This is a genomic window from Methylobacterium fujisawaense, from assembly GCF_039619325.1.
GTDB classification, from domain to species: Bacteria; Pseudomonadota; Alphaproteobacteria; order Rhizobiales; family Beijerinckiaceae; genus Methylobacterium; species Methylobacterium fujisawaense.
The window spans coordinates 3,271,647-3,285,764 of the sequence record NZ_CP155000.1 but is presented as its reverse complement, the minus strand read 5'-3'; the positions used below and the strand labels follow the sequence as shown (position 1 = coordinate 3,285,764).

General features: G+C 70.1%; 12 protein-coding genes. 8 read left to right on the top strand and 4 right to left on the bottom strand.

The window, feature by feature from the left end:
- Positions 1 to 588 precede the first annotated feature (588 nt).
- The 3 genes from ABC766_RS15640 to ABC766_RS15630 all read left to right on the top strand — a co-directional run bounded on the left by ABC766_RS15640 (position 589) and on the right by ABC766_RS15630 (position 3,066).
- Entirely contained in the window at positions 589 to 2,016 is a 1,428-nt protein-coding gene (locus ABC766_RS15640) for a protein adenylyltransferase SelO (protein WP_345822628.1), read from the top strand.
- 447 nt (positions 2,017 to 2,463) lie between these two features.
- The gene (locus ABC766_RS15635) at positions 2,464 to 2,691 is read left to right on the top strand and encodes a hypothetical protein (protein WP_020091174.1); all 228 of its coding nucleotides are present in this window, start codon (positions 2,464 to 2,466) and stop codon (positions 2,689 to 2,691) included.
- 18 nt (positions 2,692 to 2,709) lie between these two features.
- Positions 2,710 to 3,066, top strand: coding sequence for a hypothetical protein (locus ABC766_RS15630; RefSeq protein ID WP_043759809.1), 357 nt, complete (start codon positions 2,710 to 2,712; stop codon positions 3,064 to 3,066).
- Here the strand turns inward: ABC766_RS15630 and ABC766_RS15625 are convergent.
- From ABC766_RS15625 to ABC766_RS15610, 4 genes are all read right to left on the bottom strand, one after another.
- Positions 3,002 to 4,195: a GNAT family N-acetyltransferase gene (locus ABC766_RS15625; protein WP_345822627.1), complete on the bottom strand. Its 1,194-nt coding sequence runs from the start codon at positions 4,193 to 4,195 to the stop codon at positions 3,002 to 3,004. The two genes, ABC766_RS15630 and ABC766_RS15625, sit on opposite strands and share 65 nt — an antisense overlap.
- A 10-nt stretch (positions 4,196 to 4,205) precedes the next feature.
- On the bottom strand, positions 4,206 to 5,621 hold the full coding sequence (locus ABC766_RS15620; protein ID WP_345822626.1) for a lipopolysaccharide biosynthesis protein: 1,416 nt from the start codon (positions 5,619 to 5,621) through the stop codon (positions 4,206 to 4,208).
- 133 nt (positions 5,622 to 5,754) lie between these two features.
- Positions 5,755 to 7,266 carry a 2,3-bisphosphoglycerate-independent phosphoglycerate mutase gene (gpmI, locus tag ABC766_RS15615; protein WP_345822769.1) on the bottom strand — a complete coding sequence of 504 codons (1,512 nt, stop codon included), beginning with the start codon at positions 7,264 to 7,266 and terminating at the stop codon, positions 5,755 to 5,757.
- 243 nt (positions 7,267 to 7,509) lie between these two features.
- Positions 7,510 to 8,589, bottom strand: a complete 1,080-nt coding sequence (locus tag ABC766_RS15610) for a glycosyltransferase family 2 protein (RefSeq protein ID WP_345822625.1) — start codon at positions 8,587 to 8,589, stop codon at positions 7,510 to 7,512.
- A gap of 301 nt (positions 8,590 to 8,890) precedes the next feature.
- On the opposite strand from ABC766_RS15610, the gene ABC766_RS15605 reads away from it, so the two are divergent.
- The 5 genes from ABC766_RS15605 (at position 8,891) to ABC766_RS15585 (ending at position 14,110) form a co-directional block, all read left to right on the top strand.
- On the top strand, positions 8,891 to 9,787 hold the full coding sequence (locus ABC766_RS15605) for an ABC transporter permease (protein WP_043355138.1): 897 nt from the start codon (positions 8,891 to 8,893) through the stop codon (positions 9,785 to 9,787).
- Positions 9,787 to 11,007 carry an ABC transporter ATP-binding protein gene (locus ABC766_RS15600; protein WP_043355139.1) on the top strand — a complete coding sequence of 407 codons (1,221 nt, stop codon included), beginning with the start codon at positions 9,787 to 9,789 and terminating at the stop codon, positions 11,005 to 11,007. Before ABC766_RS15605 ends, ABC766_RS15600 begins: the two co-directional genes overlap by 1 nt.
- A gap of 23 nt (positions 11,008 to 11,030) precedes the next feature.
- Positions 11,031 to 12,080, top strand: a complete 1,050-nt coding sequence (locus ABC766_RS15595; RefSeq protein ID WP_274926469.1) for a glycosyltransferase family 2 protein — start codon at positions 11,031 to 11,033, stop codon at positions 12,078 to 12,080.
- Between the two features lie 69 nt (positions 12,081 to 12,149).
- On the top strand, positions 12,150 to 13,055 hold the full coding sequence (locus ABC766_RS15590; protein WP_342141737.1) for a glycosyltransferase family 8 protein: 906 nt from the start codon (positions 12,150 to 12,152) through the stop codon (positions 13,053 to 13,055).
- A gap of 95 nt (positions 13,056 to 13,150) precedes the next feature.
- Positions 13,151 to 14,110, top strand: a complete 960-nt coding sequence (locus tag ABC766_RS15585; protein WP_205782333.1) for a polysaccharide pyruvyl transferase family protein — start codon at positions 13,151 to 13,153, stop codon at positions 14,108 to 14,110.
- Positions 14,111 to 14,118: the final 8 nt, after the last annotated feature.

Sequence of the window (14,118 nt, the reverse complement as noted above, 5' to 3'; positions counted from 1 at the left end):
CCTGCGCGGGCCGTTTCGCGCTTGAAGGACCCGGACATTCTGTAGACCGACCCACCGCGTCGTCTCATATCGGCGCCGGACCGTGTCCATAAAACGAGGGCTCCTCCGACGCGTGCCAGAGAGGCAGGCTGGATCACCCCAATCCGGCCCCCATGCTGTCGGGGGATCGTGTCGGCTCGTCAAACCTCGGAAAAGCGGTCTCGCTTACGATCGATCGGGCAGGGGCATGTCCAATCCAGCGCGATGCGCTTCTGGTGCCGAGCGCACGACTGTCGACCCCTGCTGCCACAGCTCGAATGTCTGCGTCCTCGACCGTCCGCGCGGTAGCAGACCGCCACGAGACCACTCCTTTTAGACAGTCGCACAGCCAGGCGGATCGCGCTCACACGCACGGGCGCCGACGGCAGCCCTGGTGCCGGACGCCCCCTGCGCGCAGAGCGAAGCACGCCCGCAGCACCACGCCCGAGGCCGCCTGCGACGCCGGCCTGCTTCGTTCCGCGCGCAAGAACCGGAATGCTGCAACGGATCCCGTTCCGCCGGCTTGGTGACGGGAGGGGCACGCCCGGCCCGACCCGAGAGACGCGCCGCATGGACGACACCGCCTTCAAGCCCTCCCGGCGCCACGCCGAGCTCGGGCCCGCCTTCTTCGATCCGGTCACCCCGGCCCGTTTCCCGCAGACGATCCTGCGCTACCGCAATCAGGCCTGGGCGGAGCGGGTGGGCCTCGGCGGCCTTTCGGAGGCGGCGTGGATCGCCCATTTCGGCCGGTTCGAGCCGCTGTCCGGCAGCTTCGAGACGCCCCTGGCCCTGCGCTACCACGGCCATCAGTTCCGCTCCTACAATCCGGAGCTCGGCGACGGCCGCGGCTTCCTGTTCGCGCAGCTGCACGACCTCGAGGACGGGCGGCTGCTCGACCTCGGCACCAAGGGCAGCGGCACCACGCCCTGGTCCCGCGGCGCCGATGGACGGCTCACCCTCAAGGGCGGCGTGCGCGAGGTGCTGGCCACCGCGCTCCTGGAGGCACAGGGCGTCTACACCTCGAAGAGCTTCAGCCTGATCGAGACCGGCGAGGACCTCGTGCGCGGCGACGAGCCCTCGCCGGCCCGCTCTTCCGTACTGGTGCGCCTCTCGCACGGGCATATCCGGATCGGCAGCTTCCAGCGCGTCCTGGCGCTCGGCGAACCGGACAACGTCGCCCGGCTCCTCGACCACACGATCGAGACCCACAGGCCGGACCTCTGGCGGGCCGGCCTGGAGGATCGCGGCGTCGCCTTCCTGGAGGATGTTGTTTTCCGGGTCGCCCGGATGGGCGCGCAATGGGCGGCGGCCGGCTTCGTCCATGGCGTGCTCAACAGCGACAACATCAACGTCACCGGCGAGAGTTTCGATTACGGACCCTGGCGCTTCCTGCCGCATTTCGACCGGGACTTCACCGCGGCCTATTTCGACGAGACCGGGCTCTACAGCTTCGGCCGTCAGCCCGAGGCCCTGTTCTGGAATCTCGCCCGGCTCGCCGACTGTTTGCTCACGCTGGCTCCCCAGGCGCGCCTCGAAGCCGCCCTCTCCGGCTTCGGCCCGGCCCTGCAGGCGGCCTTCGCCGAAGCCCTGTTCCGCCGCCTCGGCCTCGCCGCGGCGCCGCAGCCGGAGACCGACCGGCTGGTCTCGGCGGTCTGGCGGTTCCTCGCCGAGACGCGGGCGCCCTTCGAGCGGTTCTTCTTCGACTGGTACGGGGGGCTCGCGAGCGCCGGGCGGGCGGAGGCGGGACCGGCCGCCGCGCAGTACCGGTCCGAGGCCTTCACGGCCGTGCGGGCCGCGCTGGAACCGCTGGCGCCCGCACCGGGCGCACGGCTCGACCATCCCTACTTCGCGGAGGCGCCCTGCACGCTCCTGATCGACGAGGTGGAGGCGTTGTGGGAGCCGATCGCCGCGGCGGATGACTGGTCCCTGTTCGCGGCGAAGCTCGCCGGGGTGGCCCGGATGGCCGAGGCCTGCGGAACGGCGCCCGCCTCGGCCTGAGCGGCCTCTTCCTCGGCGAGCCGCCGGCGCTCCTCGGCGTAGCCCCCCGCGATGGCGAGATCGACCAGGCGCCGGGTCAGCCGGAAGGCCAGCCAGAACAGAGCGAGGCAGAGAAGCGTCGCGGCGGCGGCCTTGAGCGGATCCACGGGTTTCTCCGGTGATGTCTCCTCGGTCGGAGCGGCCCTCTTAGAGCCGCGCCCGGCCGCGGGGCAACTGGACTTCGGGCCAAGATCGACCTCGCGCGGCCCGTCGATGCGCGCGGAACTCCCCGGCAGCGCCGCGATCGAGCGCGGGGCGCGTCTCTGGGTCGCTGCGCGGCGCACGCGACGACGGTGTTGATGGGCCGATGCGGGCGATCCGAGCCGAAACCGGACCGGAACATGCTATGGCGCCCGCCGGCCGGATTCCAACATCCGGTCTTCATGCCCCTCGATGAAACGGATCCCCGTGCGCGAGACCTTCCACATCGAAGTCCTCGGACCGGAACCGGACGAGATCCAGACGCGGATCTCCGTGCGGGTCGGCAGCCTGGAGAGCGCGCAGGAGCGGGCTCTGCGCCTGTTCGCCCGCGCCCGGGTGCCGCAGCGGTCGGGGGAGCCGGCCGAGGCCGTCCGGGTGATCGACGGTGCCGGCCGCGAGGTGTTCTATCGCACGCGCTTCGACGCGGGGGATTGAGGCGCGAGGAATCCGTCGATGCGCACAGCCCTGATCTTGCCGCTCCTGCTCCTCGCCGCCTGCGCGCTGTTCCTGCGCAGCTACACCCTGCCGCCGGCCCCCGACCGCCGGGGCGGCACCACGCTCCTGCTGACCTGGCCGAACCGCCCGGCCTTCGGCAGCCCCCGGGCCGATTGCCTCGCCGGGCCCGCGGACGGGCCGGTCCTGCCCTGCCTGATCGCCTCCGTCGCCCGGGCGCGCGACGATGGGTACACGCTGCTGCAACTGCCGTTCTGCGCGGCCTGCTACGACCTGTCCGGGCGGATCGCCGTCATGGGCGGCGACGCGGCGGCGACGCGGGCACGGCTGGAGCAGATCGCCCGCTTCGGATGGTGACACGCGCCCGGGCGACGCGCTCCCGGGCGCGCTCCAGGGTCCGGGCGACCGGGAACAGGGGATCGCGCCCCCCCTCGACCAGGAGATGGGCGATCGGCCGGCGCTCCGTCCAGAAGGTGGTGCCGAGGGCGAAGCCCGGCGGCGCGCAGGAATCGATCCGGTCGATCGGCCAGTCGCCCGCGGCCAGGGCCTCGGTCAGCCGGTGGACGAGCTGGACGCCCGGCGCGGTCTCCGGTCGGGTCTCGTCGTTGGCGATCTTCAGCACCCAGGCCTCCCGGCCGGTGACCGGCAGGATCAGGGAGGCCAGAAGTTGCTCCCCCCGGCGCAGGCGGGCGATGCGCACGCCATCCGCCGCGCCGAGATCGGCCAGGGCGGCGCGCAGGAAGGCGATCTCCGCCGGCCGCTGCGCCAGGCTCGTGCCGGCCTGCCCCTTCCAGCCGGCGGTCTCGAGGGCGACGTGGGCGTCCAGGGCCGTGCCGAGGGCTTCGGGCGCGGCGAGGATCTCGAAGGTCACGGGCCCCGCCGCCTCCAGGCGCGCGCGGCCGCGGCGCAGCTTGCGGCGGCGCTGACCGGAGAGGTGCCCGAGATAGCCGCTCCGCGCCTCCGGCGCGAAGCCGGTCAGATCGAGCAGGCCGCGGTCATGCGGCCAGTAGGCGGCCCGGCGTCCGCCCTGCGCGGTGAGGAGGTCCGGCAGGGGGCCGTCGGCGGGGGCGTTCGGCAGGAGGAGCCGCGGCGGCAGGCCGAGCATGCCCGGCGCGGCGAGCAGCCCCGCGAGGGCGGCCTGTGGATCGGCGCCGTCGAGGAGCGGCGCGCCGAACGGGGCGTAGCCGTGGGTCCAGCCCATGAGCAGCGGCAGCGGCAGGCCCCAGCGCCGCCGCGACAGCCGGAACGGCCAGACGGCGACGAGCCGGGCCCCCGGCGCCTCCGGCGGCCGGTCGGCGACGAGGAGGAGCCGGACATCCGCCCCGAAGGCGTCGCGGGCAGCCAGGGCGTAGCCGGCCTCGTAGAACGGGTTTCGGATGAGGGACGCCGCGCCCAGCGCCCGCCAAGCCGGGATCCAGGGGGCTCCGGGATCGAGGGGCCGGACCGCCGCCACGAACCCCCCCGGTAGCGCGGCGATGTCTGCCATAGCGGGACCGTCAGGCCGCGAGCCGGTGGCGGATCGCGCCGGCGAAGCCGAGCACGTCGTAGCGCCATGCCGTCATGCCGGCGGCGGCGGCGAGCAGGACCAGGCGCAGGGCCTGCCCCGGCGGCATCAGCCCGCCCGGGACCAGGGCGATGCCGGCATTCACCGCGCCGCAGGCGAGCGCGATCCCGGCGATCCCCGTCATGTCGGCGAGGGGCAGCGGCATCGTCGTGCCGGCCCGGCGGGCGCCCAGCACCAGCACGAGGCAGGCCGCGCTCTGGCCGCCCGCGAAGGCGAGGGCCGCCCCGGCGGCACCGAACCGCGGGATCAGCAGGAGCGACAGGGCGGCGACCGCGGCGAGGGTCGCGAAGGCGGCGGCGGCCTCCAGGCCGCTGGAGCGGGTGAAGTAGATCACCTGCCCGAAATAATAGGCGCGGAACATCATCAGGATGGAGGCCAGGATCAGGACCGGCGCGAGCTCCCGCGCCTCCGCCCGGTAGGCGGGCCCGAGCAGCACCGCCACGACCAGATCGTCGAAGCACAGGAAGAACACCGCCCCGAAGGCGGCGATCAGCGTCATGGCCCGGGCGGCGTCGCGCAGCACCCCGGACGCCGCCGCCATCCCGCCCGCCCGCGCCTCGCGCTTGGCGATGGAGATCAGCGACAGGGCGATCGCCTCGCCGAACACGATGAAGCTCTGCTTCAGGAAGTCGGCCAGCGCCCCGTAGGCGCCGAGCCCCGCTGGCCCCACCGTCTTGGCGATGATCAGCCGGTCGAGGCTCTGGGCGAGCGCCGCCGTCCCGAAGGACAGGACCAATGGCCAGCCATAGGCGAAGAGCCGCAGGGCCTCGGCCCGGCTGCCGCGGCCGGGCATCATCGGCGCGATCGTGGCGGCGGCGGGGAGCGAGGCCAGGACGTTGGCGGCCGCCACCGCGAAGGCGAGATGCAGCGGATCCTGCGAGAGATGCAGCGCGAGGCTGCCGAGGGCGAGGATCAGGACGGCCCGGCTCATCACCGAGGCTGCCACCGCCCCGGCCCGGAGGCGCGTCCGGGCGATCTCGGTGGAGCCCTCGAACAGGGTGCTCCCGAAGGCGAGCGCCAGGATCGCGGCCGCCATCCGCGCCGACATCAGCCCGAGGCCGGCGGCCAGCGCGCTCCCGAGCCCCGCGAGCAGCAGCGTGCCGCCCAGGATCCGCACCACGGTGCCGACCTGCGCGGGCTCGCGCGCCTCGTCGTAGAGGGCGAAGAACGCGAATTTCGGCCACTGGCAGGTCGCCCCGTAGAGCACCAGCGACCAGGACAGGACGTAGAGGTAGGTGCCGTAGCTCTCCACCGGCGCGAGCCGCGTGAACACCGCCACGGAGGCCATGTTCAGGGCTGCCGCGAAGCCCCGGGAGCCGACATAGATCAGGCTGTGTCGGGCGATCATGTCCTAGAACCGGTCACACGCACCACGACCTCGCACCACGCTGGGACAGACCGGCTTCGTGGCGGGACGTAACGCAGGGACGGCGGGCATGACAGCCCGGGCCGTGCAGGCGGCGTGCCGCCGGCCCCGGCCCTCAGTCCGCGCCCCGCTTCCGGATCAGCGACGCGCCGGTCATCTCGGCCGGCTGGTCGAGCCCCATCAGGTCGAGGAGGGTGGGCGCCACATCCGCCAGGCGGCCGTCGGCCAGGGACACGCCGTCGACGCCGATGAGCAGGGCCGGCACCGGGTTGAGGGTGTGGGCGGTGTGGGGCTCCCCGGTCTCGGGATCGCGCATCATCTCGCAATTGCCGTGGTCGGCGGTCACCAGCAGCGCCCCGCCCTGCGCCGTCACCGCCTCGACCACGCGGCCGAGGCAGGTGTCGACGGTCTCTACCGCCTTCACGGCGGCCGCGAGACTGCCGGTATGGCCGACCATGTCGGGATTGGCGAAGTTCAGGATGATGAGGTCGTAGCGCCCGGAGCCGATCGCCTCCACGGCGCGATCGGTGAGTTCCGGCGCCGACATCTCCGGCTGCAGGTCGTAGGTTGCGACCTTGGGCGAGGGCACGAGGACCGCGTCCTGCCCCGCGAACGGTTCCTCGCGGCCGCCGTTCATGAAGTAGGTGACGTGCGGGTACTTCTCGGTCTCGGCCATGCGCAACTGCGTGCGCCCGGCCCGGGCCACGGTCTCGCCGAGGCCGTTGGGCAGGTCGAGGGGGCCGAACAGGGTCTCGGCGAAGGCGTCGATCTCGACGCTGTACTGGACGATGCCCAGGGCGGCGGCGAACCGGACCGTCCGCGCGCGGTCGAATCCCGCGAAGGCCGGGTCGAGGAGCGCCTCCAGGATCTGCCGGGTCCGGTCGGCGCGGAAGTTGAAGCACAGCAGGCCGTCGCCGTCCCGCATGCCGGCATAGTCGCCGATGATCGCGGGCCGCATGAACTCATCCGACACGTCCTGCGCGTAGGACGCGGCGACCGCCTGCCCGGCCCGCTCGAACCGGGTCCCGCGCGCCTCCGTGAGGGCGTCGTAGGCCGTCTGGACCCGCTCCCAGCGCCGGTCGCGGTCCATCCCGAAATAGCGGCCGCACAGGGTGGCGATGCGCGCGCCCTTGGGCAGGGTGGCCGCCACATCGGCGATGCAGGTGGCCGCGGAGCGGGGCGGCATGTCGCGCCCGTCGGTGAAGCCATGGAGACGGACCGGGATCCCCGCCGCGACCAGCAACCGCGCCAGCGCCACGGCGTGGTCCTGATGGGCGTGGACGCCGCCGGGCGAGAGCAGGCCGACGAGGTGGCAGGTGCCCCCCGATGCGCGGAGGGTCTCGATGAACCGGATCAGCGCCGGATTCCGGGCGAGCGAACCGTCGGCGACGGCGGAGTCGATCCGCGGCAGGTCCTGCAGGACCACGCGGCCCGCCCCGATATTGAGATGCCCAACCTCGGAATTGCCCATCTGCCCCGCGGGGAGGCCGACATCGGCGCCGAAGGTTTTCAGCTGCGCCCGGGGATGCGCCTGCATCAGCGCGTCGAAGACCGGGGTCTTGGCTTGGTGGACGGCGTTGTCGGCCACCGCGTCCCGCAGACCCCAGCCGTCGAGGATCACGAGCATCACGGGACGCGGCGTACTGTCGGGCACGGTCACAACTCTCCTGCGCTGCCGCACGCGGGGCGCGGCCGGTCTCCGGGCCCTGCGCGGCCGGATCGTTGCGCGTGTCGATAATCGCCTTGGCCCCGTGAGGCCACCGCCCCAATGGGCGAATGGGCGACGGATGCGAGAGAGCGTCGGGCTTCTGACATGGCAGGGCCGCGCCCAGCCCATCGCCAGGCGCGGCACCGGCCCGGCGTCAACCGGTCAGTTGACGCGCGCCGCGTCGGATCCCGGCGGGACGCCGAGCCCGGGCCGCTTGCGGCGCAGGGCGGCCCGGAGGACGGTCCGCCAGTAGCCTGGATGGGACAGGAACCCCGCCGCCCAGGACAGGTGCATGGCCACGGCTGCCGGTCCGCTCAGGAGCAGGACGGGGTCCCGCGCCTTGAGGGCCAGGGCGAGGCCGCACAGGCCGCAGGCTCCGGCGTAGAGCAGCAGCGGGATCAGCACGGCGGGCATCAGGGCCGCCAGGGGCAGGGCCGCGACGGCGTAGAGCAGAACCAGGGCCGGCAGCATCTGGCGGGCGCGCGGCAGGCTGGCGTGCTTCTCGAGGGTCCGCGCGCAGCCGCGACCGTACTGACGGTATTGCCGCGCGAGGCTGCCGAAGCGCGCGCGGGGAAAATACGTGATCGCGAGGTCGGCGGCGAGGTAGATCCGCCCGCCCGCCGCGCAGAGCCGCCGGTCGAGCTCGGCATCCTCGTTGTGGGTGAAGGTCTCGTCGTAGCCGCCCACCCGCAGGAACGCCCGCCGGTCGAAGGCCGCGTGGTGGCCGTGGGCGACGTAGCCCGAGATGCCGCCCTGCCGGTGGGCCGAGCCGCCGTTGCCGAGGCGGCTGTTCTGCGCCGCCGCGATGGCCCGCTGCAGCGGCGTGACCCCGACGGTCCGGAGTGGCACGACCACCGAGACGGCTTCCCGCAGCTGCATCGTGCCGACGAGGTTCTGCACGAACCCCTCCGGATAGACGGCGTGGCAATCGGCGCGGACCAGGTAGGCGGAGGCGGGATGCGCCAGCCGTGCCGCGAGGTTGAGGGCCGCCGCCTGGATCCGGCGCTCGTTGTGGACGAGCCGGATCCGCGGATCCCCGGCGCTCAGGGCGGCGACGATCGCGCAGGTGCCATCGCGGCTGCCGCCGTCCAACACCAGCAATTCGCAGGCGACCGCATCCCGGTCGGGCAGAACGGACGCGATGGCCTCGGCGATGTGGTCGGCCTCGTCGAGGGCCGGCATGGCGATCGTCACGAGCGGAGCACCGGCGGCGCGCGCGGGGGGGCTCGTGGGTGATCTCATGGGGGCTCTCCCGACACCGGGCCCCGGTGGTCGGCGGATCCGGGCCGGCCGTTCCGGAGGGAAGCGGACGCCGACGGTCCCGCATCCGAGGGCTCATCTGCCGTGATTGGCCGTGATTACGGGCATTGATCACAACCACCACTTCGGTTGGCCGCACCGATACGACGAAAGGTGTAATTCTGACCGCCCCACCGCAATGATAGCCCGTTCCGGCGGGACAACCGGACGGCTCGACAGTCGATTCGAACCGGATCCCGCGAGCTCGATCACGGGCTCGAAGCGTCATGCGGGACCCCCTCGAATGATGAAATCTCTGGATGCGCTTGCCCTCGGCCCGTCGGAATGCGGGCTGACCGAACAGCGAGGCGATCCGTCGACGCTGCGGGTCACCGAGATTGCGCCCGACGACCGGATCATCGCCTTCGACGCCGTGGGCCTCTGGCAGTATCGCGGTCTCTTGCGCGTCCTGATCCTGCGGGACCTGAAGGTCCTCTATCGTCAGACCGCGCTCGGCGCCTGCTGGGCGATCGCACAGCCGCTCTTCACCGTCCTGATCTTCACCGTGATCTTCGGCCACTTCGCCAAGATCCCCACCGACGGCGCGCCCTACGCGCTGTTCGCGGGCAGCGCGGTCGTCCTGTGGACCTACTTCGCCGAAGCGGTCCGGCGCAGCGCCAACGGCCTCGTGGCGGAGGCCGAACTCATCCGCAAGATCTACTTCCCGCGGCTGGTCATCCCGCTCGCCACGGTGATCTCGCCGATGGTCGATTTCGCCATCGCGCTGGCCGTCATGCTGGCCCTGATGGTCTGGTACGGCGTGGTGCCGGACTGGCACCTCGTGCTGGCCGTCCCGACCCTGATCGTCACGGCGATGCTCGCCCTCGGCGTGAGTCTGTGGCTCGGCCCGATCAATGTCCGCTTCCGGGACGTCAAGCATACGCTGCCGTTCCTGATCCAGATCTGGATGTACGCCTCGCCGATCGTCTACGCGTCGAGCATCGTGCCCGCCTCGGTGCGCTGGCTCTACGCACTCAATCCCATGGTCGGCCTGATCGAGGCGTTCCGGTTCGCCGTCCTCGGCGGGACGCCGCCCGACGCCTTCGCGATCACGGTCTCGGTCACGGCAGCGTTCGTCCTGCTCGTCAGCGGACTGATCTTCTTCCAGCGCATGGAGCGCTCCTTCGCGGATGTAATCTGATGTCGATGGCAATCAGCGTACAAGATATCGGCAAGCAGTACTGGCGCGCACCGCGGGCCGCGCACCAGAACTCCCTGCGCGACGCCCTCAGCGAGGGCGTCCGGGGCCTCCTGTCCCGCCGCTCCGAGGCGCGCCCGGCACGGGAATCCTTCTGGGCGCTAAGGGACGTCAGCTTCGGCATCAAGCACGGTGAGAATGTCGGCATCATCGGCCTGAACGGCGCCGGCAAGAGCACGCTCCTCAAGCTGCTCTCACGGATCGCCGCCCCCACCACCGGCCGCATCCGCCTCGAGGGTCGGGTCGGTGCCCTGCTCGAGGTCGGCACTGGCTTCCACAGAGAGCTGACCGGCCGGGAGAACATCTTCCTGTACGGCTCGATCCTGGGCATGGGCCGGCAGGAGATCGCCGACAAGTTCGACGCGATCGTCGCGTTCTCGGAGATCGGAGACTTCATCGACACGCCGGTCAAACGCTACTCGAGCGGCATGTATGTCCGGCTGGCCTTCTCGGTCGCGGCCCATCTCGAGCCCGACATCCTGCTCCTGGATGAAGTCCTGGCCGTCGGAGACTACGCCTTCCAGAGAAAATGCATGGACTTCGCCCATCGCCTGCAAGCGAGCGGCGCCACCATCCTGATCGTGTCGCACAACATGTTCAGCGTGAAGACGATGTGCAAGCGCGTGATCTACATCAAGAACGGGACGGTGGCCTATGACGGGCCCGTGGATGCGGGCCTCAAAATCTACGAGCAGGACAGCTACCTGTCCCATCCCTCGTGGTACAGACCCGAACAGTCGAGCCAGGACTTCCGGATCACCGGCGTCGAGATCTTCGACGCGGCCGGAGAGGGCAAGACGGTCTTCTCCCACGGCGAGCGGATGCGGATCCGCATGCGGTATGCGGCCGATCTGCCGATCCACGACGCGAACGTCTCCTGCTCCTTCACCCGCGCCGACGAGACCCATTGCTGCACGTTCAGCACGCTGCTCGACGCGGCACCGGTGCCGGTGATCGCCGGTACGGGGACGATCGAGCTGCTGACACCGCCGCTCCGGCTCACCGCGGACGATTACCGGGTGTCGATCTCCGTGCGCCGCAAGGGCTTCGACACGATCGCCGACGCCAAGATCGGCGCCCGGTTCCACGTTCAGCACCCGGATCTCGATCCGTACATCTTCGGCATCTTCCACGAAGAAGGTCACTGGACCTTCGGCAGGTAGACTTATCGGGAAGGCAAGGAACCATGAGCACGGTCGATGTCGTCGTCCCCTGCTACAATTACGGCCGCTACCTCCGCGCATGCGTCGACAGTATCCTGACGCAGCGCGATGTGGACGTCCGGATTCTCATCATCGACGACATGTCGAACGACTCATCCGAAGAGGTGGGACGGGCCCTGGCCCGGGAGGATGCCCGCGTCACCTATCGGCGCCACACGGTCAACCAGGGACATATCAAGACCTTCAACGAAGGAATCATCGACTGGGCCACGGCCGACTACACGCTGCTGCTTTCGGCCGACGACATGCTGACGCCCGGGGCGCTCGCCCGCGCGGCGCAGGCGCTGAACCGGCATCCCGAAGCGGGGCTCGTCTGCGGGATGGCGGTGTCCCAGGCCGGCGACGTGGAGCCGGTGGCCGTCGCCGACGCATCGGACCCGGAATGCCGGCTCGTCCCGGGGCGCACGTTCATCAAGCGCTTCTGCGACTTCGGAAACCAGTTCGCGTCCCCGGTCGTGATCGTCCGCACATCCGTCCAGCATCGTCTCGGCGGCTACAATCCGAAGATGCGGCACACCTCCGACATGGAGATGTGGATGCGCTTCGCGTGCCATGGGCCCGTGGTCATCCTGAATGCAAAGCAGGCCTATTACCGCTGGCATAACCAGAACATGAGTTCTCATTACTATGCACAGGCGATCAGCGATCGCCGTGAGCAGATGGAAACCTGCCGCGTCATCCTGCAGGAGCAGGGAGACAGGATCCCCGAGCTTCAGGGATGGGTGGCCGCGATGCAGCGGCGGATCGGACGCGAACTCCTGATCACGGCGAGCAACTCCTTCACCCTGCATCACGACGACGACTGGAAGGAGATCCTCGCAGCTGCAGCGGAGTTCGATCCGCACCTGCTCCTGCGGCGCGACTGGTGGAAGCTCGCCCTGAAGCGGGTGATCGGTCGTCCGGCGCTCCATACCTTCCGCAGGCAGCTGCACCGATCGAACGGACGGTCGATCCGGGACTGTCGTCTCGACTGGACGAACCATGGCGAGGTCACCGGCTGGTGGCCCGCCTGAACATCCTGTCGCGGACGGTGCCTTCTCGGCGCCGCATGTCAGCACAGGTGCAATCGAGCGGAGGACGACGTGCAGAGGCCCGTCATAAACGTCGCATTCGGCATCGATCAGTCGTACATCCCACAACTTCGTGTGGTCATGCGATCGATCGAGACACGAAACGAACGCAACCCGCTGCGGTTTTTCGTCTTCCATGACGGCATCGACGCGGCCAGCCGAGCCCAGGTTTCGACCCGGCGCGCCACGATCGAGTGGATTCAGATCTGCGATCCGGTCCTGCTCGGGTTCGACGCCCATCGCCCGAGCATGAGTCGGGCGACGTATTTCCGGTTGATGATCCCGCGATTTATGCCGCCTGACGTCAGTCGTGCGATCTATCTCGATTCCGATCTCATCCTTCAAAGCGACATCGCCGAACTCTGGGACTTCGACCTCGGCGCCCATGCGCTCGGAGCCGTGGTCGATGCCGGCCTCAACCCGCGCGACTTCGCCGCGCGGTACGCCCTGCCGGCCCAGGGCCGATACTTCAACGCGGGCGTGCTCCTGCTGGATGTCCAGAAACTCAGAGCGGACCAGAGCTTCGATCACACGATCGCGCTCCTTGCAAGCAACGTCTACGATTACGACGATCAGGATGCGTTGAACATCAGCTTCTGGAACCGTTGGACCAGCATTCCACCGGACTGGAACTTCCAGCGCAATTTCCTCTACGAGAAGTTCGCAACGTGGACCGCCCTGACCCGGAGCGCCCCGCGGCCGAAGATCATCCACTTCACCGACGCGACCAAACCCTGGCGCCGCGACGAATGGCATCCTCTGGCGTGGCTTTACCTGAAGGAGCTGCGCGGTGCCGAGTTCGGCCTGAGCCTCCTGCGGAATGCGGGCATCGGCTTCAAGACCCGGCTCAAATGGCGTCTGCGCTGGCTGCTGTGGAATTTCAGATGCTTCTGCAGATGGAACCTCGGCCTCCAATAGCGAAGCCGGCCTTCTCCTGAGTTTCTCGGAAGCGTGCCGGCGCCGAACGCGCCGACGCGGCCCCGGTCGAACCCCGACACGCCACGGCGCCCGACATGAAGCTGACCTACTTTGCCGGCGATCCGCCGAACTTCGGGGATGAACTCAACCCGCTGGTCTGGAGCGCGATGCTTCCGGACGGCTTTCTGGATGATCGCGAGGAGGCGCTGTTCCTCGGGATCGGCTCGATCATCCAGGACATCTACCCGAGATCGGCAAGAAAATACGTTATCGGGTCCGGCTACGGCGGCTATTCGGCGATGCCGGACGTGCATGACGGATCCTGGGACGTCCTGTTCGTCCGTGGCCCCGGGACCGCGCGGCGCCTCGGCCTCCCGGCGGAGCGGGCGATCTGCGATCCAGCCGTCCTGCTGCGCCTGCTGCCGCTGCCGGAGGCTGCGTCGGGCATCACGGTCGCCTTCATGCCGCATTACGAAAGCCTGGAGCGTGGCTTCTGGCAGGTGGCCTGCCGGATGGCGGGCGTCACGCTGATCGATCCCCGGGACGATGTCGGGCGGATCCTGTCCCAGATCAGGGGCGCCAGGCTCCTCATCACCGAGGCGATGCACGGCGCCATCGTCGCCGATGCCCTCCGCACGCCCTGGATCGCCGCCAAGCCGCTCCATCACTCGCATCGCATGAAGTGGCGGGACTGGTCCGAGTCCCTCGAGATCGACCTGCGCCCGCATGCCTTGCTGCCGAGCAACATCCGCGAGATGTATCACGCCGTTTGGCCCAACGCCGAAGTCTGGCGCGCGGCGCGTTCGAGCACGATGCCGACTCTCAAGCCCGTCAATCAGATGCTGACCTGGATCGCCGCGAAGCGTCTGCAGCAACTGTCGCATGCGGAGCCGCAGATGAGCCGCGACACCCGGCTGGACGCGGCCGTCGACGGAGTCGCCTCTGCCATAGATCGGTTCGTTCGGTCCCGCGGCGGTTCGGGCCTGCGCGCGACCGGGCGGGCACCGGCTTCGGCCCGTTCCGCGTCGATGCGGTCGATGCGCTTGACGGCGTGACGGCGGCC